Raw genomic sequence first — 21,590 nt, forward strand, 5'->3', positions numbered from 1 at the left:
CTGGGTCGAGCCGTAGGCTTGAAGCGCTTATTCCGGACGCATCTGAGGGAACAGAATGACGTCGCGGATGGACGGCGCGTCGGTCAGCAGCATCACCAGGCGGTCGATGCCGATGCCGCAGCCGCCGGTCGGCGGCAGGCCGTATTCCATCGCGCGGATGTAGTCGGCGTCGTAGTGCATCGCCTCGTCGTCGCCGGCGTCCTTCTGCGCCACCTGGGACAGGAAGCGCGCAGCCTGGTCTTCCGGATCGTTCAACTCGGAGTAGCCGTTGGCGTGTTCGCGGCCGACGATGAACAGCTCGAAGCGTTCGGTCAGGCCCGGCTTGCTGTCGGAACCGCGCGCCAGCGGGGACACTTCCACCGGGTAGTCGATGATGAAGGTCGGGTTCCACAGCAGGCTTTCGGCGCACTCTTCAAACAGCGCCAGTTGCAGGCTGCCCAGGCCCGGCGCCGGCGGCAGCTTGCCGCCCAGGCGCTTGATCTCGCTGGCCACCCAGGCTGCGTCGTCCAGTTGGGCATCTGTGTATTGCGGGTTGTAGTGCTTGATCGCGCCGACGATGGTGAAGCGGTCGAACGGTTTGCCCAGATCCACTTCCTTGCCCTGGTAGCTGACGGTGGTGGAGCCGCAGGATACCAGCGCGCATTCGCGGATGATGGCTTCGGTCATCTCCATCATGCGCTGGTAGTCGCTGTAAGCCTCGTAGAACTCGATCATGGTGAACTCGGGGTTGTGGCGCGTGCTCATCCCCTCGTTGCGGAAGTTGCGGTTGATCTCGAACACGCGCTCCAGACCGCCCACCACCAGGCGCTTCAGATACAGCTCAGGCGCGATGCGCAGGTACAAGGGCATGTCCAGCGCATTGTGGTGGGTGACGAAAGGCTTGGCCGCGGCGCCGCCCGGGATCGGGTGCATCATCGGGGTTTCCACTTCCAGATAGCCTTCGCCCACCATCACGTCGCGCACCTTCTGGATGATCTTGGAGCGCTTGATGAAGGTCTGGCGGCTGTCCTCGTTCATGATTAGGTCTGCGTAGCGCTGACGGTACTTGGTTTCCTGATCGGTGATGCCGTGGAATTTCTCCGGCAGCGGACGGATGTTCTTGGACAGCAGGCGCACTTCGCTGGCCTGCACCGTCAGTTCGCCGGTCTTGGTCTTGAACAGCACGCCCTTGACGGCGACGATGTCGCCCAGATCCCAGTGCTTGAACTCGGCGTGCAGCTCTTCGCCCACGCCGTCATTGGAGATATAGGCCTGGATGCGGCCGCTGCCGTCTTGCAGCGTGGCGAAGCTGGCCTTGCCCATCACACGTTTCAACATCATGCGGCCGGCGACGGCAACCTCGATCTTTTCGGCTTCCAGCGCTTCCTTTTCCTTGCCGGCGTGAGCGTCCTGCAGGACTTGCGCGAAGTGGCTGCGCTTGAAGTCGTTGGGGAAGGCGATGCGCTGTTCGCGGATGCTCTTCAGCTTTTGGCGGCGCTCCGCCATGATCTGGTTTTCGTCCTGGCTGGGCGATGCTTGCTCGTGTTCAGACATGTTCACTCCGTAATTCAATGCAATGGCTGTTGGCCGCCGCAGGGGCGGCGGCCGGGTTAAGCGGGTTTAGGTTCAGACGCCCTGTTTCAGGCTGGCCTCGATGAAGCCGTCCAGGTCGCCGTCCATCACGCCCTTGATATTGCCCACTTCGTAGCTGGTGCGCAGATCCTTGATGCGGGACTGGTCGAAGACATAGGAGCGGATCTGGTGGCCCCAGCCCACATCGGTCTTGGTGTCTTCCAGAGCCTGCTTGGCCTCGTTGCGCTTTTTCAGTTCCAGTTCGTACAGCTTGGCGCGCAGCATCTGCATCGCTTCGTCGCGGTTGCGGTGCTGGGAGCGGTCGTTCTGGCACTGCACCACGATCCCGGTGGGATTGTGGGTGATGCGCACGGCGGAGTCGGTCTTGTTGATGTGCTGACCGCCGGCGCCGGAGGCGCGGTAGGTGTCGACGCGCAGATCGGCCGGATTGATGTCGATCACGAAGCTGTCGTCCACTTCCGGATAGACGAAGACCGAGGAGAAGGAGGTGTGGCGGCGCGCGTTGGAGTCGAACGGCGACACGCGCACCAGGCGGTGCACGCCCACTTCAGAGCGCAGCAGGCCGTAGGCGTATTCGCCGCTGATCTTCAGCGTGGCGCTGGTGATGCCGGCCACTTCGCCTTCGGATTCTTCCAGCACTTCCACGCTGAAGCCCTTGCGTTCGGCGTAGCGGATATACATGCGCAGCAGCATGCCGGCCCAGTCCTGGGCCTCGGTGCCGCCGGCGCCGGCCTGGATGTCCAGGAAGCAGTTGTTCGGGTCCATCGGATCGTGGAACATCCGGCGGAATTCCAGCTGCGCGAGCTTGGCTTCGGCGGTGTCCAGATCGGCCTGCACGGCCAGGATGGTGTCGTCGTCGTTTTCGGCGCGGCCCATCTCGAACAATTCGGCGCTGTCGCCGACCATGGCGCTGATCTCGTCGATCACCAGCACCACGTCTTCCAGCTGTTTGCGCTCGCGGCCCAGTTCCTGGGCGCGCTTGGGATCATTCCAGATGTCCGGGTCTTCGGTCAGGCGGGAAACTTCTTCCAGACGGTCTTTTTTACCGTCGTAGTCAAAGATACCCCCGGATGTCGGCGCCACGGGTGGCCAGGTCGTCTATCTTGGCCGCGATTTGGTTCAGTACTTCGACTTCAATCATGCTCAACTCCAAATGGCAGTCTGTTAAATATAGGCAGTCGGGAAATCGGGTCTTGATCAAAGACAAAAAAGCGCACCGTAAGGTGCGCTTTTGCTGAAAAGACTTGGGATGGATCAGCCAAACAGGTGAGCGATGGCGGCGCGCTCTTCTTCCAGTTCGGCCAGGGTGAAGTTCATCCGCTCGCGGCTGAACTCGTCGATTTCCAGACCTTGCACAATCTTGTATTCGCCATTTTCGCATACAACCGGGAAGCCGTACATCACGCCTTCCGGGATGCCGTAGGAGCCGTCGGACGGAATGCCCATGGTCACCCATTTGCCTTGGCTGCCCAGTACCCAGTCGTGGACGTGGTCGATGGCGGCGTTGGCGGCGGAGGCGGCGGAAGACAGGCCGCGCGCTTCGATGATGGCGGCGCCGCGCTTGCCCACGGTGGGCAGGAATACGTCGCGGTTCCAGGCTTCGTCGTTGATCATGGCCTTGACCGGCTGGCCGGCGATGCTGGCGAAGCGGTAGTCGGCGTACATGGTCGGCGAGTGGTTGCCCCATACCGCCAGCTTCTCGATGGCGGCCACCGGCTTGCCGGTCTTGGCGGCGATCTGGGACAGCGCGCGGTTGTGGTCAAGACGCAACATGGCGGTGAAGTTTTTCGGATTCAGGTCCGGAGCGGACTTCATCGCGATCCAGGCGTTGGTGTTGGCCGGGTTGCCCACTACCAGCACTTTCACGTCGCGGGCGGCGTGGTCGTTCAGCGCCTTGCCTTGAACGGTGAAGATGGCGCCGTTGGCTTCCAGCAGATCCTTGCGCTCCATGCCCTTGCTGCGCGGGCGGGCGCCCACCAGCAGCGCGACCTTGACGTCCTTGAAGGCCACGTTCGGGTCGTCGGTGGCAACCATGCCGGCCAACAGCGGGAAGGCGCAGTCTTCCAGTTCCATCATCACGCCCTTGAGGGCGGTTTGGGCTTGCGGCAGGTCCAGCAGTTGCAGGATGACCGGTTGATCCTTGCCGAGCATTTCGCCGCTGGCAATGCGGAACAGCAGACTATAGCCGATTTGGCCGGCTGCGCCGGTGACGGCGACGCGAACGGGAGCTTTCATTGGCGGACTCTCCTTTGATGTATCCGATAATGACGATATGCAGATGTTGCTCTGCAGCATTGAATGCTTTTGTGCGGCTGAGTGTAACACGGAGTATAGCCAAAGTGGGGGTGTAATCCTCATCAGAAAAGCTGATGGGTCCAGTAAAGTCTTGTATCTTATATAAGACTTGTATTTACGCTTGATTTGTTTGGTGATACAACAGAGAACATGACAGATCGACCGCTGCGTAGACAGCCGCTGTACAGCCAGATCAAGCAGCAGTTGCTGCGCCGGATCGGCGATGGCGAATGGCAGGAGAACGATGCCTTGCCCAGCGAATGGGACTTGGCGGACGAGCTGGGCGCAAGCCAGGGCACGGTGCGCAAGGCCTTGGGCGAACTGGTGGCCGACGGCCTGCTGTATCGCGCGCAGGGCAGGGGCACTTTCGTGGCGCCGGCGCCCAGCGAGTGGGGCGAAGGCCTGCTGCTGACGCCGGGCCTGTTCAACGAGCAGCCGGACGATCTGGCGCGGGAGTTCCTCGGCATTTCGCGGGGCAACGCCAGCGACGACATGGCCGCGGCATTGCAATTGCGGCGCGCTGCGCCTTTATTGAGAGTTCGGCAGCTGTGGCGTTGGCACGGCATCCCGGTCGCGGTGGACGAGGCCTTCTTGCCGGCCGACGAGTTCGAGGGGCTGGACGCGCGATGGCTGCGCGGCTCGTCCGGGGTGTACCAGGCGCTGCAGCAGCGTTTCGGCATCCGTTTGAAAGTATTGTGCGAGCAGTTTCGCGCGTTGATGCTGCCGCGCGAGGAAAGCGCGCTGCTCGGCGTCACCGGCATGGTGGCCGAGGCGCCGGCCTTGAGCCTGATCCGGATTTCCGGCTCGATGGAGGGCGTGCCGCTGGAGTGGCGGCAGCGTTACTGTCTGACGCACAACTGGGCTTACACCGCCCGCCGGGCTTGACGCGGCGGGCTTTTGACGTGACGTGGACGGCTGGGCCGGCGGCGAAAAACGGGCCGCGGCCAGCCAGTTTTGCTAGAATCCCCGGGTCATATTGCACCGCGATATTCCTGGTGCGGCATGAGCGGTAATGACGGGCATCCAGCCATAACAACAACGGAGCCCTTCAAGCGGGCGGTCTCGTAGCGGACCGTCTGTTGTGTAACCTCTTGGTTCTAAAAACATCCAAGGAAGCCATATGCAGAAGCAACGACCAAAGCACCTGGATCTGGCCAAGATCAGATTGCCGATTCCCGGCATCGTCTCGATCTTGCACCGGATCAGCGGTGTTGCGCTGTTCTTTTCTCTCCCACTGTTGATTTACCTGTTGCACGGTTCGCTGAGTTCGGCCGAATCGTTCGAAACCTACCGCGCCGTGGTGGGCAACCCGCTGATGAAGCTGGTGTTGCTCGGCCTGTTGTGGGCGTATATGCACCACTTCTGTGCCGGTATCCGTTTCCTCTTCCTCGATATTCATAAAGGTCTCGAACTGCAGACCGCCCGCGCCACCGCCAAGACCGTCGTGGCCGTCAGCCTGGCGCTGACCGTGGTTCTGGGAGTTGCTCTATGGTAAATCGCAATGTCGTCGGCGCCGGCTATGGCCTGCGCGATTGGATCATGCAGCGCGTCACCGCGGTGATCATGTTGATCTACACCGTGGCTTTGGCTTTGTTCCTGTTGACCATGCCGTCCGGCTACGAAGGCTGGAAGGCGTTCTTCGGCCAGTTCTGGGTGCAGTTGCTGACTCAGGTGAGCCTGATCGCTCTGTTCCTCCACGTATGGGTGGGTATCCGCGATCTGTGGATGGACTATGTGAAGCCGGTGGGCGTACGCCTGGCGCTGCACGTGTTCACCATCGTCTGGCTGGTTTCCTGTTTTATCTATTCCGTTAAAGTGGTCTGGGGGCTGTAATGGGTATTCCTGTTCGTCATTTCGACGCCGTTATCGTTGGGGCAGGCGGAGCAGGCATGCGCGCGGCCTTGCAATTGTCCGAGGCCGGCCTGAAGACAGCGGTGCTGTCCAAGGTATTCCCGACCCGCTCCCACACCGTTGCCGCCCAGGGCGGCGTGTCCGCTTCTCTCGGCAACTCCGAGGAAGATCATTGGCACTGGCATATGTACGACACCGTCAAGGGGTCGGACTGGCTGGGCGATCAGGACGCCATCGAGTTCATGTGCCGCGAAGCGCCCAAGGTGGTGGTGGAGCTGGAGCACTTCGGCATGCCGTTCGACCGCAACGCCGACGGTTCCATCTACCAGCGCCCGTTCGGCGGCCATATGTCGAATTTCGGCGAAAAGCCGGTGCGCCGCGCCTGCGCCGCAGCCGACCGCACCGGCCACGCCATGCTGCACGCGCTATACCAGCGCAATGTGCGCGCCAATACCCATTTCTTCGTTGAATGGATGGCGCTGGACCTGATCCGCGACGCCGACGGCAATGTCCAGGGCGTGATCGCCATGGAAATGGAAACCTCGGAAATCGTCGTGTTCCAGGCCAAGGCCACCTTGTTCGCCACCGGCGGCGCCGGCCGCATCTTCTCCTCGTCCACCAACGCCTTCATCAATACCGGCGACGGCCTGGGCATGGCTTCCCGCGCGGGCATCCCGCTGGAAGACATGGAGTTCTGGCAGTTCCACCCGACCGGCGTGGCCGGCGCCGGCGTGTTGATCACCGAAGGCGTGCGCGGCGAAGGCGGCATTCTGCGCAATGCGCAGGGCGAACGCTTCATGGAGCGCTACGCGCCCAACGCCAAGGACCTGGCGTCCCGCGACGTGGTGTCGCGCGCGATGGTGACCGAGATCAACGAAGGCCGCGGCTGCGGTCCGAACAAGGATCACGTGCTGCTGGACATCACTCACCTGGATCCGGAAGTGATCATGTCCAAGCTGCCGGGCATCCGCGAGATTTCGATCAAGTTCGCCGGCGTGGACCCGATCAAGGCCCCGATTCCGGTGGTGCCGACTTGCCATTACCAGATGGGCGGCATTCCCACCAACTACCACGGCGAAGTGGTGGTGCAGGGCGAAAAAGTGCAGGGCTTCTACGCGGCCGGCGAATGCGCCTGCGCGTCGGTGCACGGCGCCAACCGCCTGGGCACCAACTCGCTGTTGGACTTGCTGGTGTTCGGCAAGAGCTCGGCCAACTCGATGATCGAGTTCATCAAGCAGCATCCGGAAGACCTGCCGGAACTGGCGCTGGCCGATGTCGAGCGCTCCGTCGCCCGCGTCGAGCGCCTGAATCAGCAGACCGGTGGCGTGCAAGTCAACGACGCGCGCGAAGCCATGCAGCGCACCATGCAGGCGCACTGCGGCGTGTTCCGCTTCAAGGACATGCTGGCCGAAGGCGTGGAGAAGATTCTGGAAGTGGAGAAGATGGTGCAGCGCACCGAGATCTCCGACAAGTCCAATGTCTTCAACACCGCCCGCATCGAGGCGCTGGAGCTGGAGAACCTGATCGAAGTGGCCAAGGCCACCATGATCTCGGCCAACGCCCGCACCGAGAGCCGCGGCGCCCATGTGCGCGACGACGCCAAGGACACCGAGGAAACCCCGAACGGCCGCGACGACAAGAACTGGCTGAAGCATACCTTGTGGTATCGCGAAGCCAACCGTCTGGATTACAAGCCGGTCAATCTGAAGCCGCTGTCGGTCGATACGATCGCGCTGAAGACCCGCTCCTACTAAGGGTTCCATCAAGATGACTACCGAAACCGTCAAATTCCGCATCTACCGCTACAATCCGGAAACCGATGCCAAGCCGTATATGCAGGACATCAGCGTGGAGATGGACTCTACCGAGCACAAGCTCTTGGACGCGCTGGTCAAGCTGAAGGTGAAGGACGACACGCTGAGCTTCCGCCGCTCCTGTCGCGAAGGCGTGTGCGGTTCCGACGCGATGAACATCAACGGTAAGAACGGCCTGGCCTGCCTGACCGACTTCCGCGACCTGAAACAGCCGATCGAGCTGCGTCCGCTGCCGGGTCTGCCGGTGATCCGCGATCTGATCGTGGACATGACCCAGTTCTTCAAGCAGTACCACTCGATCAAGCCTTATGTGATCAACGACACGCCGCCGCCGGAACGCGAGCGCAAGCAGTCACCGGAAGACCGCAAGGAACTGGACGGCCTGTACGAGTGCATTCTGTGCGCTTGCTGCTCGACGTCCTGCCCGTCCTTCTGGTGGAACCCGGACAAGTTCGTCGGTCCGGCCGGCCTGTTGGCCGCCTATCGCTTTATCGCGGACACCCGCGACGAAGCGACCAAGGAGCGCCTGGACAACCTGGAAGACCCGTACCGCCTGTTCCGTTGCCACACCATCATGAACTGCGTGGACGTGTGTCCTAAGGGCCTGAATCCGACCAAGGCGATTGGCAAGATCAAGGACCTGATGGTCAAGCGTGCAGTATGACCGCCTACGATCCGATTGAACTCAAGCGGATCCGTTGGCGGTCCCGGCGGGGGCTGCTGGAGCTGGATCTGGTGCTGGAGAAATTCTTCGCCGGCCCCTTCGACCAGCTCGCCCCCGCCGAGATTGAGGCTTATCGGCGGTTGCTGGATTTGCCCGATACCGATTTTCTGGACGTCGTCAGCGGCAAGGCCGATCTGGACGACCCGGAAGAGATGGGCATCGTGGCGATTCTCCGTTCGCTCTGACGGCTGTGCATCACCCCAATTACAACGACCATAAACCGACTGGGAGTATTGCTGTGGAAACTGATCGCAAAGTAACGCTCACATACAACGAGGGTAAGGAAACTCTGGATTTGCCGGTCCAGAGCGGCACTTTGGGGCCGGATGTCGTCGACATCCGCACCTTCTCCAAAACCGGCATGTTCACGTTCGACCCGGGCTTCCTGGCCACCGCCAGCTGCGAGTCCGGCATCACCTTCATCGACGGCGATCTGGGCCAGCTCTACTATCGCGGCTACCCGATCGAGCAACTCGCCGAGAAGAGCGATTACCTGGAAGTCTGCTACCTGCTGCTGAACGGCGAGCTACCGACCGCGGCGCAGCGCAAGGACTTCGAGCGCGGCATCATGCGCCACAATATGCTGCACGATCAGCTGATGAGCCTGTTCAAGGGCTTCCGTCGCGACGCGCACCCGATGGCGGTGATGGTGGGCGTGGTGGGCGCGCTGTCCGCCTTCTACCATGACTCGCTGGACATCTCCAATCCTGAGCATCGCCGCATTTCCGCGCATCGCCTGGTGGCCAAGCTGCCGACCATCGCCGCGCAAGCTTACCGCTACAACAAGGGTCTGCCGTTCTCCTACCCGAAAAACGGCCTGACCTACGCGGAAAACTTCCTGCACATGATGTTCTCCACCCCGTGCGAAGAGTACAAGGTGAACCCGGTGCTGGCGCGCGCGCTGGACCGCATCTTCACCCTGCACGCCGATCACGAGCAGAACGCCTCCACCTCCACCGTGCGTCTGGCCGGCTCCTCCGGCGCCAACCCCTTCGCGTGTATCGCCGCCGGCATCGCCTGCCTGTGGGGCCCGTCCCATGGCGGCGCCAACGAAGCCGTGCTGAAGATGCTGGACGAAATCGGCAGCGTGGAAAACGTGGCCGACTTCATGCAAGGCGTGAAGGACAAGCGCTACAAGCTGATGGGCTTTGGCCACCGCGTGTACAAGAACATGGACCCGCGCGCTTCCATCATGAAGCAGACCTGCGACGAAGTGTTGAACGAACTGGGCCTGCACAACGATCCCAAGTTCAAGCTGGCGATGGAACTGGAAAAGATCGCGCTGTCCGATCCCTACTTCATCGAGCGCAAGCTGTACCCGAACGTGGACTTCTACTCTGGCATCGTCTTGTCGGCCATCGGCATCCCGGTGTCGATGTTCACCCCGATCTTCGCGCTGGCCCGCACCGTGGGCTGGATCGCCCACTGGAGCGAAATGATCTCCGACCCGGCGATGAAGATCGGCCGTCCGCGTCAGTTGTACACCGGCGCCCCCCGCCGCGATTTCATTCCGGTGGAGAAGCGCAAGTAAGCAGGAACAAGGGTTGGCTGGAGCAGGGCTTCAGCCAGCCTTTTTTTCGGGCCCGACGGCGGGCCGGGGCAGGGTCAGAATGTTATGGGAAGCACAACAAAAAGTTTTTCCGATAGCGTTTTCCCCATGCAGCAACAGGGAGTTCGCGCCAGGGCGTAGCTGGCCGGATTCCGAACAGAAACGACAAAGGGTAGCCCCATGATGCAATCCATGTACAGCCATTCTTACCTGTTCGGTGGGAATGCACCGTTCATCGAGGAGCTGTACGAACAGTACCTCGCTGACGCCAACTCCGTTCCGAACGAGTGGCGCGACTATTTCGACAAGCTGGCGCAAGCGCCGGGCGCTGCCGAACGCGATGTGCCGCACATGCCGATCCAGGAATCCTTCATTCAGCTGGCCAAGAAGCCGGCCGCCGGCCAGCGCGCCAGCAGCGGGGCGGAATGGGACACCATGCAAAAGCAGGTGGGGGTGCTGAAACTGATTTCCGCCTACCGCGTGCTGGGCAGCCGCCAGGCCAATCTGGACCCGCTCAAGCGCATGGACCAGGAACTGGTGCGCGAACTGGACCCGGCTACCCACGGTTTGACCGGCGCCGACATGGCGGTGCAATTCAACGCCGGCTCGCTGGTGGGGCCGCAGAAGATGCCGCTGTCCGACATCCTGGCGCGCCTGAAGCAGACCTACTGCGGCAATATCGGCGTCGAGTACATGCACATCACCAAGTCGGATGAAAAGCATTGGGTGCAAAAGCGCTTCGAGGGCGATCTGTCCACGCCGCATTACGACGCGGCCAAGAAGCAGCGCATCCTGAAGCAGATCACCGCGTCCGAGACGCTGGAACGCTATCTGCACACCAAATATGTCGGCCAGAAGCGCTTCTCGCTGGAAGGCGGCGAGTCCGCCATCGCCGCGCTGGATCACCTGATCCAGAACGCCACCGGCCAGGGCGTGCAGGAACTGATCATCGGCATGGCCCACCGCGGCCGTCTGAACGTGCTGGTCAACACCCTGGGCAAGCTGCCGCGCGATCTGTTCGCCGAATTCGAAGGCAAGGCCGCCCAGCAAATGGCCTCCGGCGACGTGAAGTACCACATGGGCTTCTCCTCCGACATCCCGACCGCCGACGGCCCGATGCATGTGTCGCTGGCCTTCAACCCCTCGCACCTGGAAATCGTCAACCCGGTGGTGGAGGGCTCGGTGCGCGCGCGGCAGGAACGCCGCAAGGACGCGGAACGCAAGACCGCGGTGCCGGTATTGATCCACGGCGACTCCGCCTTTGGCGGCCTGGGCGTCAACCAGGGCACCTTCAACCTGTCGCAGACCCGCGGCTACGGCACCGGCGGCACGATACACATCGTGATCAACAACCAGGTGGGCTTCACCACCTCGGACACCCGCGACATCCGCTCCACCATGTATTGCACCGACGTGGCCAAGATGATCGAAGCGCCGATCTTCCACGTCAACGGCGATGATCCGGAAGCCGTCTGCTATGTGATGCAGGCCGCGCTGGACTACCGGATGACCTTCAAGAAGGACGTGGTCATCGATCTGGTGTGCTATCGCAAACTGGGCCATAACGAGGGCGACGACCCGTTCCTGACCCAGCCGATGATGTACAAGAAGATCGCCAAGCACCAAGGCGTGCGCGCGATGTACGCCGAACGTCTGGTGCAGGAAGGCGTGCTGAAGGCGGAAGAGGCCGACGCTCAGATCCAGGCCTACCGCGACGCGCTGGATAAGGGCGAGCACGTAGAGCAGACCGCGCTGACCAATTACAAGCGCGAACACGCGCTGGACTTCAGCCAGTACTTGGGCACCCACTGGGCGCATCCGACCGACACCTCCTTGCCGCAGGCCGACATCCAGCGCCTGACCGAGAAGTTCACCTCGCTGCCGGACGGCTTCAAGCTGCATCCGACGGTGCAGAAGGTGCTGGCCGCGCGCAAGGCGATGGCCGCCGGCGAGCAGAACGCGGACTGGGGCATGGCCGAGACCCTGGCCTACGCCAGCCTGGTGACCAACGGCTTCGGCGTGCGCCTGTCCGGCGAAGACTCCGGCCGCGGCACCTTCTCCCATCGTCATTCGGTCTTGCACGACCAAAACCGCGAGAGCTGGGACCAGGGCAGCTATGTGCCGCTGCGCAATATGTCCGACAACCAGGCCGATTTCCTGGTGATCGACTCCATCCTGAACGAAGAAGCGGTGCTGGCCTATGAATACGGCTATGCCTGTTCCGCTCCGGATCAGCTGGTGATCTGGGAAGCCCAGTTCGGCGACTTCGCCAACGGCGCCCAGGTGGCCATCGACCAGTTCATTTCCTCCGGCGAGACCAAGTGGGGCCGTCTGTGCGGCCTGACCACCATCCTGCCGCACGGCTACGACGGCCAGGGCCCGGAACACTCGTCCGCGCGCCTGGAGCGTTGGCTGCAACTGTGCGCCGAGCACAATATGCAGGTGGTGATGCCGTCCGAAGCCTCGCAGATGTTCCACATGCTGCGTCGCCAGGTGCTGCGCCCGTATCGCAAGCCGCTGGTCATCTTCCTGTCCAAGCGCCTGCTGCGCTTCAAGGATTCGATGAGCCCGATCGAAGCGTTCACCAGCGGCGGTTTCCGCCCGGTGATCGGCGACGCGGTGGTGCAGGACGCCAAGAAGGTCAAGCGCGTGCTGCTGTGCGCCGGCCAGGTGTATTACGACCTCGCCGCCGCCCGCAAGGAGCGCGGCCTGGACGACGATATCGCCATCGTCCGCATCGAGCAGCTGTATCCGTTCCCGACCGAGCAGGTGGCCGCCGAACTGGCGCGCTTCCCGCAGGCGCGCGAAGTGATGTGGGTGCAGGAAGAGCCGCGCAACCAGGGCGCCTGGTATCAGATCCGCCACCGCCTGGAAGGCCTGCTGGGCGCCAAGCAGTCGCTGTCCTTCGCCGGCCGTCCGTCGTCCGCTTCCCCGGCCGTAGGCTATATGAGCAAACACGTCGCCCAACTCAAGGCTTTCGTTGAAGAAGCCATGTCGGTCGCCAAATAACCACTGAATGAGTTCGAGGCAGCCGGAGGGCTGCCTCTACATGGAGAAGAACATGCTGATTGAAGTCACCGTCCCGCAACTGCCCGAGTCCGTATCCGAAGCCACGCTGATGAGCTGGCACAAGAAGGTTGGCCAAGCCGTCAGCCGCGACGAGAACCTGATCGACCTGGAAACCGACAAGGTGGTGCTGGAACTGCCGGCGCCCCAGGCAGGCGTGATCGTTGAAATCATCGTGGAAGACGGCGCCACCGTGGTGTCCGGCCAGCTGATCGCCAAGATCGACACCGCCGCCAAGGCCGGCGACGTGGCTCCGGCCGCAGCCGCCGCGCCGGCTCCGGCAGCCGCCCCGGCGCCCGCCGCCGCTCCGGCAGGCGGAGCCGCCATGCCGTCCGCCGCCAAGCTGGCCGCCGAAACCGGCGTGGACCTGTCCAAGGTGGCCGGTTCCGGCCGCGACGGCCGCGTGCTGAAGGAAGACGTGCAGGCCGCCAAGCAAGCCGCTCCGGCCCAGGCCGGCCCGGTGCTGGCTCCGGCCGCCGCCGGCGCCGCGCTGTCCGCCACCCCGGCCGCGGTCAATGTCGCCGCCATTCTGTCCGACCGTCCGGAACAGAGCGTGCCGATGTCCCGCCTGCGTCAGCGCGTGGCCGAGCGTCTGATCCTGTCGCAGCAGACCAACGCCATCCTCACCACCTTCAATGAAGTGAACATGAAGCCGGTGATGGACCTGCGCGCCAAGTATAAGGACCGCTTCGAGAAGGAACACGGCATCAAGCTGGGTTTCATGGGCTTCTTCGTCAAGGCCGTGGTCGCCGCGCTGAAGAAATACCCCATCGTCAACGCCTCGGTGGATGGCAACAACATCATCTATCACGGCTACTTCGATATCGGCGTGGCCGTGGGCAGCCCGCGCGGCCTGGTGGTGCCGGTGATCCGCAACGCCGACCAGCTGAGCCTGGCCGACATCGAGAAGCAGATCTCCGAATTCGGCAAGCGCGCCCAGGAAGGCAAGCTGACCGTGGAAGAACTGACTGGCGGCACCTACACCATCTCCAACGGCGGCACCTTCGGCTCGATGATGTCCACCCCCATCATCAACCCGCCGCAGTCCGCCATCCTGGGCATGCACGCCACCAAGGAGCGCGCCGTGGTTGAGAACGGTCAAGTGGTGGTGCGCCCGATGATGTATCTTGCCCAGTCCTACGACCACCGCATCATCGACGGCCGCGAAGCCGTGCTGAGCCTGGTGGCGATCAAGGACGCGATTGAAGATCCGGCCCGCCTGATCCTCGACTTGTAATCACCCGCGGCCGGGAGCGCGCTCCCGGCCTGTCTTGCGATGAATGGAGCTTGAATGCAGTTGCCCGACTGGTTTTACGGAATCGCCGCCATCCTGGCCGGCGTGGCCATAGGCTGGCTGACCTGGAAAAAACGCCGCAACGGCGTGCGCGAAGACCTGTACAGCCTGATCGGCAAAAGCATTCTCTGTCTGTTCATGATCGCATTCGGCATTCTGCTGCTGAAGGTCGGCAAGTAGACCCGGCAGCCGGCGGGCCGCGCGCCCGCCACCGACAAAGGAAAACAAGATGAGCCAATCGTTTGATGTAGTGGTGATCGGCGGCGGCCCCGGCGGCTATGTGGCCGCCATCCGCGCCGCCCAGCTGGGCTTCAACACCGCCTGCGTGGACGCATTCAAGAACCCGGAAGGCAAGGCGTCGCTGGGCGGCACCTGCCTGAACGTCGGTTGCATCCCGTCCAAGGCGCTGCTGCAGTCGTCTGAAAACTTCCACGCGGTGCAGCACGATTTCGCCAAGCACGGCATCAGTGTCTCCGGCGCCAAGATGGATGTGGCGCAGATGATTTCGCGCAAGACCGACATCATCAGCAAGAACGCCGCCGGCATCAGCTTCCTGTTCAAAAAGAACAAGGTCGCCAACATCCACGGTCTGGCCGCCTTCAAGGGCCGCCAGGGCGAGAAATGGGTGATCGAGGTCAGCGACGGCGGCAAGGTGGTGGACACCCTGGAAGCCGGCCACGTGATCGTGGCTACCGGTTCCAGCCCGCGCGCGCTGCCGGGCCTGGCCACCGACAACAAGCTGGTGCTGGACAATGAAGGCGCGTTGGCGCTGACGGACGTGCCCAAGCGCCTGGGCGTGATCGGCGCCGGCGTGATCGGCCTGGAAATGGGCTCGGTCTGGAAGCGTCTGGGCGCGGAAGTCACCATCCTGGAAGCGATGCCGACCTTCCTCGCAGCGGCCGACCAGCAGATCGCCAAGGAAGCCTTCAAGACCCTGACCAAGGACACCGGCCTGGACATCAAGCTGGGCGTCAAGATCGGTGAAGTGAAGGCCGGCAAGAAGAGCGTCACCGTCAATTACGAACTGAACGGCGAAGCGGTCAAGGCCGAGTTCGACAAGCTGATCGTGTCCATCGGCCGCGTGCCCAACACCCAGGGCCTGGGCGCCGATGCGGTGGGTCTGCAGCTGGACGAGCGCGGCTTTGTGGCGGTGGACGACCATTGCCACACCAATCTGCCCAATGTCTGGGCGATCGGCGACGTGGTGCGCGGCCCGATGCTGGCGCACAAGGCGTCGGAAGAGGGCGTGGCCGTGGCCGAGCGCATCGCCGGCCAGAAGCCGCACGTGGACTTCGGCGTGATTCCGTGGGTGATCTACACTTCTCCGGAGATCGCCTGGGTCGGCAAGACCGAGGAACAGCTCAAAGCCGAGGGCGTCGAGTACAAAAAAGGCAGTTCGGGCTTCGGCGCCAACGGCCGCGCGCTGGGTCTGGGCCAGGCGCAAGGCACGGTCAAGATCCTGGCCTGCGCCAAGACCGACCGCATCCTGGGCCTGCACATGATAGGCCCGATGGTGTCCGAGCTGGTCAGCGAAGGCGTGGTGTCGATGGAGTTCAAGGCCGCCAGCGAAGACCTGGCGCGCATTGTCCACGCCCACCCGTCCTTGTCGGAAGTGATACACGAAGCCGCTCTGGCCGCCGACAAGCGCGCTTTGCACGGCTAAGCGTTGGCCGGGTCGTGTACAATCGCGCACGGCCCGGCAAAACGGCCTCCTCGGGGGCCGGTTGACGGAGTATGCGGCGGCGGCGTTTAGCCTGGGGGGTAAGCGCCGCGCGCCAGATACATTCAAGGTTTACAAGCGACTCAAAGAAATAGGGGCGTCGGTTTCAGCCCGCCATCCATTTCTCCGAAAGGAAACCATAGATGAACCTGCACGAATACCAAGCGAAAGAGCTGCTGGCCAAATACGGCCTGCCGGTGCAACAGGGCATTCTGGCCGCCACGCCGGAAGAAGCCGCTGCCGCTTATGACAAACTGGGCGGCAAATTCGCCGTCGTCAAGGCCCAGGTGCATGCCGGCGGCCGCGGCAAGGCCGGTGGCGTGAAAGTGGTGAAAAGCCGCGAAGAAGCCGCCGAAGTGGCCAAGGGCCTGATCGGCAAGAATCTGGTGACCTACCAGACCGACGCCGCCGGCCAGCCGGTGAACAGCGTGCTGGTGTGCGAAGACATGTACCCGGTGCAGCGCGAACTCTATCTGGGCGCCGTGGTTGACCGCGGCAGCCAGCGCGTGGTGTTCATGGTGTCCACCGAAGGCGGCGTGGAAATCGAGAAAGTCGCCGAGGAAACCCCGGAAAAGATCATCAAGATCGAGGTTGATCCGCTGGTGGGCATGCAGCCGTTCCAGGCCCGCGACGCCGCTTTCGCGCTGGAACTGAAGGGCGAGCAGGTTGCCGCCTTCACCAAGCTGATGCTGGGTTCTTACAAGGCCTTTGTTGAAAACGACTTCGCCCTGTTCGAAGTGAACCCGCTGGCGCTGCGTGAAAACGGCCAGCTGGCCTGCGTGGACGGCAAGATCAACCTGGACTCCAACGCCCTGTACCGTCACCCGGAACTGCTGGCGCAACGCGACAAGAGCCAGGAAAACGAACGCGAAGTGAAGGCTTCCGAGTTCGATCTGAACTATGTGGCGCTGGAAGGCAATATCGGCTGCATGGTGAACGGCGCCGGCCTGGCGATGGCCACCATGGACATCATCAAGCTGAAGGGCGGCCAGCCGGCCAACTTCCTGGACGTGGGCGGCGGCGCCACCAAGGAGCGCGTGATCGAAGCGTTCAAGCTGATCCTGGCCGACACCTCGGTGCAGGGCGTGCTGATCAACATCTTCGGCGGCATCGTGCGTTGCGACATGATCGCCGAAGCCATCATCGCCGCGGTGAAGGAAGTGAACGTGACCGTGCCGGTCGTAGTGCGTCTGGAAGGCAACAACGCCGAACTGGGCGCCAAGATCCTGGATGATTCCGGTCTGAAACTGACTTCCGCCCAGGGTCTGAACGACGCTGCCGAGAAGATCGTCGCCGCCGTCAAGGCCGCTGCCTGAGACCCGCACTGAGCTGAGGAATACAAAATGAGCGTATTGGTAAACAAAGACACCAAAGTGCTGGTGCAAGGCTTCACCGGCAAGAACGGCACTTTCCACGCCGAGCAGGCGCTGAAAGTGGGCACCAAGGTCGTAGGCGGCGTAACCCCGGGCAAGGGCGGTTCCGAGCATCTGGGCCTGCCGGTGTTCAACACCATGAAGGACGCCGTACGTCAGACCCAGGCCGACGCCTCGGTGATCTACGTGCCCGCAGCCTTCGCCAAGGACTCCATCCTGGAAGCCATCGACAGCGGCGTGAAGTTGATCGTCTGCATCACCGAAGGCGTGCCCACCCTGGACATGCTCTACGTGAAGAAGGCCGTGGACGAAGCCGGCATCCGCCTGATCGGCCCGAACTGCCCCGGCATCATCACCCCGGGCGAGTGCAAGATCGGCATCATGCCGTGGCACATCCACAACCCGGGCCGCATCGGCATCGTGTCCCGTTCCGGCACCCTGACCTATGAAGCCGTGGCGCAAACCACCGCTCTGGGCCTGGGCCAGTCCACCTGCATCGGCATCGGCGGCGACCCGATCCCGGGCACCAGCCACATCGACGCGCTGAAGCTGTTCCAGGATGATCCGGACACCGACGCCATCGTGATGATCGGCGAAATCGGCGGTTCCGCCGAGGAAGAGGCGGCCGAGTTCGCCAAGTCCTACGTGACCAAGCCGGTGGTCGGCTACATCGCCGGCGTGACCGCTCCCAAGGGCAAGCGCATGGGCCACGCGGGCGCCATCATTTCCGGCGGCAAGGGCACGGCGGAAGAGAAGTTCAAGGCCTTCGAGAAGGCCGGCATCGCCTACACCCGCAGCCCGGCGGAAATCGGCAAGACCATGTTCGAGCTGCTGAAAAGCAAGGGCATGATCTAAGCGCTTACAAGCAAGCCGCAAACAAAACACCCCTGGCCAGCCAGGGGTGTTTTTTTATGCGTCGCCGTTCAGGCGTAGCGCGCGCAGACGCGGTCGAACGGCGGCCGGTAGCGCGGATCGACGTAGGGCGTCAGCAGATAGAGCAGGCTGCGACAGCCGTCTTTCACCATGCGCTCCAGCTCGCTGGGCGTGGCGGAGTGCTTGAGCGTGGTCACCCAGCCGGTCTGCACCATCTGAAAGTGCTGGACCAGGTGCGCCAACTGCTTGTCGTCGCCCAGCAGCACGCCCTCTTCGCGCAGCCGTGAGAACAGCTGGGCCAGCTTGCCGGCCAATTGGCCGCGCGACAGCTGCTGGTGGTTTTCCGCCAGTTCCGGGTGCAGGTAGTACAGGCTGGGCATGCTCTTGGGCAGGAAGCGGAAGCTCCAGATGTGCCGCAGCGTTTTTTCCATCGCCCCCACCATCGCCTCTATCGAGTTGCTGTGCCGGAGCGCGGCGGACAGCTGCTCGGCCATGCCCTTGACGTAGCGCTGGTAGAGCTCGCTGATGATCTCTTCCTTGTTGCGGAAGTGATAGTAGAGCTTGCCGGTGCTGATATTCATCCGCTCGGCGATATGGTTGGTGGTGATGACGCGCTCGCCCTCCTGATTGAACAGCTGCAAGCTGGCGTCAACGATGTTCTGAAAGGTTTGCGACCGTTCGCCGCTTTTACTCATCTTGGCCCCTTTCTGTCTAATAACCGGGCGCCGCCCATTGCCGTGGCTGCGTCCAGGCGCAAGTATCGCTCAAATTGGGGTGAAATTGTCGTGGTTAGGGCAAATTGTCGACATTTTGTGACGCAAGCGTCGGCAAGATAAGCTTCGCAGGCGTTACGAGTATTTGAAATGCATGATTGAGTTGGTAGTTTGATTTAAAACATGCGCAAATATTTAAAGACATTGTTATTTTTAACAATGCATGACATCTCGTATGACGGATAATAACGCTTTTATCAGCAACGGCTTATCATGCGCTCCATCCGTCACAAGCTCACGCTGCTGACAGCGGTGTCCATTCTGGTCGCCACGCTCAGCATCACCATCACCGCCTGCCTGAATATCCGCTCCCACGCTTATCAAGAAGCGGAGCGCGAGATCAATCAGGTCGCCCAGCTACAGGGCGGCTTCGTGTCCGAATGGCTGTCGGTCCGCAAGAATCTGATCAGCGCCAGCCTCAGCCACGCCGACGACGCTCAGGTCAGCTACTATCTGCAGCAGCTGGCCAAGGGCGGCGGCTTCAATGTGATCTACGCCGGCAACGGCGTCACCGGTGACATGAAGTACTCGGTGCCGGGGCGTCCCAAGCCCAGCGCCGACTACCAGCCGGCCCAGCGTCCCTGGTTCCAGCAGTCCAAGGCCCAGGACGGCCTGATCGTCACCGATCCCTACAAGGATTCCGAGCCGGAAACCAAGGACAAGCTGGTGATCACCATCGCCGACAAGGTCAAGGGCCAGGAGATCGTGGTGGGCGGCGACATCCTGATCGACAAGCTGGTCAAGTCGGTGCTGGACATCAAGCTGGCCGGCAAGGGCCATGCCTTCCTGCTGACCAAGCAGGGCAAGATCATCGCCTATCCCAAGCCGGGCAATGAGCTCAAGCCCATCGGCAGCGTGATTCCGGCCTTGGACGAAGCCGCCTTCGCCAGCCTGTTGCAAAGCGACCAGGCCAAGAGCGTGGACATTGACGGCGGCGCCTATATGGTGGCCTTGCGTCCGATCGCGGGTTCCGACTGGGTGATGGGCGTGGCCGCGGACGAAGACGTGATCTCCTCCCAGGTCAACGGCATCATCTGGCTGATCGCCGGCGCCGTCGCCATCGTGCTGGCGGTGATGCTGACCTTCAGCTCCGCCTATCTGGGCCGCCTGCTCAAGGGCCTGTTCCAGGTGCGCGACGCGATGCGCGAAATCTCCCAGGGCGAAGGCGATCTGACCCGCCGCATCGAAGTGGCCGGCGAAGACGAGGTGGCGCAGACCGCGCAGGCCTTCAACCAGTTCGTGCAGCGGCTGAACGGCATGTTCCGCGAACTGCGCGACGAAGCCGGGCAACTGACCCAGGGCGTGATCGAAGTCAGCGGCGCGGTGAAGCGTCTGGCCGATGATTCCCACGTGTTGGCGGACATCTCCAGCTCCAACGCCGCGGCGATCGAAGAAGTGACGGTGAGCATCTCCCACATCGCCGACGCCACCCGCGAGACCGACAGCCTGGCGCGCAATACCGGCGAGCATTCGCGCGAGAGCGCCAACGATATGCAGCGCATCAGCAGCGAGATGTCGCGCACCAGCGAATCGGTGGGCGAACTGTCCGGCCTGCTGGCGTCCTTGGAACAGCGTTCGCAGGAAATCTCCAAGATCACCAATGTGATCCGCGACATCGCCGACCAGACCAATCTGCTGGCCTTGAACGCGGCGATCGAAGCCGCGCGCGCCGGCGAGCAGGGCCGCGGCTTCGCCGTGGTGGCCGACGAAGTGCGCAAGCTGGCCGAGCGCACCGGCCAGGCCACGGTGGAAATCAGCCAGATGGTGGAAAACATTCTGGGCGAAACCGGCAAAGCGGTGCAGAACATGAACAGCACCGTCGGCGCGGTGGACAACAGCGTGGACCTGACCGCTCAGGCGCGCGCGCGCCTGACCGCCATCAGCGAGGCGATGCAGCAGGTGGTGGACAAGATCGGCGACGTGGCCCTGTCCACCAGCGAGCAGCACAACGCCACCACGGCGATGGCGCAGAGCACCGAGTCGATCAACAACCAGATCATCGACTCCGACTCCGCGCTGCAATCGGCGATGCAGACCCTGGGCTCCTTGAACGACCTGGCCCGCGGCATGCAGAGCACCTTCAACCGCTTCCGGCTCTAAACCGACTCAGCGATTGTCCGCGTAAGGAAACTCTCGCGCTTTCGCATGGTCAGTCATACAACGCCGGCTCCGTTCAGGGGCCGGCGTTTTGTTATGCTATGGATAGTGAAACGGGGATTGAAGGATTTCGGATGAAAAGACTGATGATGATGTCGGCGCTGCTGCTGACCGCCTGCGGCACCTTTCCGACCCAGGAAGGCTATGCGCAGAAGGCGTATTACTGGCAGGGGCGCGATGTGAATCAATTGCTGGCGGAGTGGGGCGCGCCGCAGAAAACCCTGAAGATGCCGAACGGCAACATGCTCTACACCTACAGCAAGGAATTCACCCAGCGCGAGCCGCTGCGCGAGAACCGCGTGTACGAGCCGGGCGCCAAGGTGACTTACAACGAGAACGGCCAGACCAAGACCATAGAAACGCCGGGACGCTGGGTCAACACCGGTATGATAGGCGGCGGTTCCACCCATTACAGCTGCACCACCAATTTCGTGGTCAATCCCAAGAGCCAGCTGGTGGAGACCGTCAGCTTCGACGGCAACAACTGCGTGGCGGTGCCGCGGCAGTGAGTTCCGGCCCCGCCAGATGG

The 21,590-nt window shown here is 62.5% G+C and carries 19 protein-coding genes; 15 read left to right on the forward strand and 4 right to left on the reverse strand.

The genetic code is table 11. From position 1 onward, the window contains the following. Positions 1-27: 27 nt before the first annotated feature. The 3 genes from lysS to ACODRW_RS02680 form a co-directional block, all read right to left on the reverse strand. Entirely contained in the window at positions 28-1,533 is a 1,506-nt protein-coding gene (lysS, locus tag ACODRW_RS02670; protein WP_227106974.1) for a lysine--tRNA ligase, read from the reverse strand. A 72-nt stretch (positions 1,534-1,605) separates the two neighbouring features. After that, positions 1,606-2,710 (reverse strand): peptide chain release factor 2 gene (gene prfB / locus ACODRW_RS02675; protein ID WP_146176780.1). Its coding sequence is split into 2 segments (ribosomal slippage): positions 1,606-2,628 and positions 2,630-2,710, totalling 1,104 coding nucleotides; the frame shifts between segments, so codons are not numbered across the junction. Between the two features lie 116 nt (positions 2,711-2,826). Continuing rightward, entirely contained in the window at positions 2,827-3,807 is a 981-nt protein-coding gene (locus ACODRW_RS02680) for a malate dehydrogenase (RefSeq protein WP_227106976.1), read from the reverse strand. A gap of 210 nt (positions 3,808-4,017) precedes the next feature. On the opposite strand from ACODRW_RS02680, the gene ACODRW_RS02685 reads away from it, so the two are divergent. The 13 genes from ACODRW_RS02685 to sucD all read left to right on the forward strand — a co-directional run bounded on the left by ACODRW_RS02685 (position 4,018) and on the right by sucD (position 18,113). After that, the gene (locus ACODRW_RS02685; RefSeq protein ID WP_048415654.1) at positions 4,018-4,752 is read left to right on the forward strand and encodes a GntR family transcriptional regulator; all 735 of its coding nucleotides are present in this window, start codon (positions 4,018-4,020) and stop codon (positions 4,750-4,752) included. Positions 4,753-4,987: 235 nt separating this feature from the next. After that, entirely contained in the window at positions 4,988-5,362 is a 375-nt protein-coding gene (sdhC, locus tag ACODRW_RS02690; protein ID WP_019103264.1) for a succinate dehydrogenase, cytochrome b556 subunit, read from the forward strand. Continuing rightward, on the forward strand, positions 5,356-5,700 hold the full coding sequence (sdhD, locus tag ACODRW_RS02695; protein WP_043592734.1) for a succinate dehydrogenase, hydrophobic membrane anchor protein: 345 nt from the start codon (positions 5,356-5,358) through the stop codon (positions 5,698-5,700). The genes sdhC and sdhD overlap by 7 nt, the downstream gene beginning before the upstream one ends. Beyond that, positions 5,700-7,472 (forward strand): succinate dehydrogenase flavoprotein subunit, encoded by a 1,773-nt coding sequence (gene sdhA, locus ACODRW_RS02700; RefSeq protein WP_107798167.1) that lies wholly within the window; start codon positions 5,700-5,702, stop codon positions 7,470-7,472. Before sdhD ends, sdhA begins: the two co-directional genes overlap by 1 nt. A 13-nt stretch (positions 7,473-7,485) precedes the next feature. After that, entirely contained in the window at positions 7,486-8,196 is a 711-nt protein-coding gene (locus ACODRW_RS02705) for a succinate dehydrogenase iron-sulfur subunit (RefSeq protein ID WP_107798168.1), read from the forward strand. Then, complete coding sequence (locus ACODRW_RS02710; RefSeq protein ID WP_107798169.1) at positions 8,193-8,441, forward strand: FAD assembly factor SdhE; 249 nt, start codon at positions 8,193-8,195, stop codon at positions 8,439-8,441. Before ACODRW_RS02705 ends, ACODRW_RS02710 begins: the two co-directional genes overlap by 4 nt. A gap of 53 nt (positions 8,442-8,494) precedes the next feature. Next, positions 8,495-9,787 (forward strand): citrate synthase, encoded by a 1,293-nt coding sequence (gene gltA, locus ACODRW_RS02715; protein ID WP_107798170.1) that lies wholly within the window; start codon positions 8,495-8,497, stop codon positions 9,785-9,787. Between the two features lie 198 nt (positions 9,788-9,985). Continuing rightward, positions 9,986-12,814 (forward strand): 2-oxoglutarate dehydrogenase E1 component, encoded by a 2,829-nt coding sequence (locus ACODRW_RS02720; protein WP_107798171.1) that lies wholly within the window; start codon positions 9,986-9,988, stop codon positions 12,812-12,814. A gap of 52 nt (positions 12,815-12,866) precedes the next feature. Then, positions 12,867-14,108, forward strand: coding sequence for a 2-oxoglutarate dehydrogenase complex dihydrolipoyllysine-residue succinyltransferase (gene odhB / locus ACODRW_RS02725; RefSeq protein WP_081544315.1), 1,242 nt, complete (start codon positions 12,867-12,869; stop codon positions 14,106-14,108). 54 nt (positions 14,109-14,162) lie between these two features. Next, a complete protein-coding gene (locus ACODRW_RS02730; protein ID WP_048411385.1) occupies positions 14,163-14,345 on the forward strand; it encodes a hypothetical protein in 183 nt (60 codons plus the stop codon). A 49-nt stretch (positions 14,346-14,394) separates the two neighbouring features. Continuing rightward, positions 14,395-15,828 carry a dihydrolipoyl dehydrogenase gene (lpdA, locus tag ACODRW_RS02735; RefSeq protein WP_166450602.1) on the forward strand — a complete coding sequence of 478 codons (1,434 nt, stop codon included), beginning with the start codon at positions 14,395-14,397 and terminating at the stop codon, positions 15,826-15,828. Positions 15,829-16,028: 200 nt separating this feature from the next. Continuing rightward, on the forward strand, positions 16,029-17,201 hold the full coding sequence (gene sucC, locus ACODRW_RS02740) for an ADP-forming succinate--CoA ligase subunit beta (RefSeq protein WP_048411387.1): 1,173 nt from the start codon (positions 16,029-16,031) through the stop codon (positions 17,199-17,201). A gap of 27 nt (positions 17,202-17,228) precedes the next feature. Further along, positions 17,229-18,113, forward strand: a complete 885-nt coding sequence (gene sucD / locus ACODRW_RS02745; protein ID WP_043592732.1) for a succinate--CoA ligase subunit alpha — start codon at positions 17,229-17,231, stop codon at positions 18,111-18,113. 68 nt (positions 18,114-18,181) lie between these two features. Here the strand turns inward: sucD and ACODRW_RS02750 are convergent, their stop codons facing one another. Further along, the gene (locus ACODRW_RS02750; RefSeq protein WP_081544319.1) at positions 18,182-18,826 is read right to left on the reverse strand and encodes a TetR/AcrR family transcriptional regulator; all 645 of its coding nucleotides are present in this window, start codon (positions 18,824-18,826) and stop codon (positions 18,182-18,184) included. A gap of 291 nt (positions 18,827-19,117) precedes the next feature. Here ACODRW_RS02750 and ACODRW_RS02755 point away from each other — a divergent pair, with 291 nt between their 5' ends. After that, positions 19,118-21,004, forward strand: coding sequence for a methyl-accepting chemotaxis protein (locus ACODRW_RS02755; protein WP_107798173.1), 1,887 nt, complete (start codon positions 19,118-19,120; stop codon positions 21,002-21,004). A 131-nt stretch (positions 21,005-21,135) separates the two neighbouring features. Beyond that, positions 21,136-21,570 carry a hypothetical protein gene (locus ACODRW_RS02760; RefSeq protein WP_227106984.1) on the forward strand — a complete coding sequence of 145 codons (435 nt, stop codon included), beginning with the start codon at positions 21,136-21,138 and terminating at the stop codon, positions 21,568-21,570. Positions 21,571-21,590 lie beyond the last annotated feature (20 nt).

The organism is Chromobacterium sp. FG89 (genome assembly GCF_057808735.1).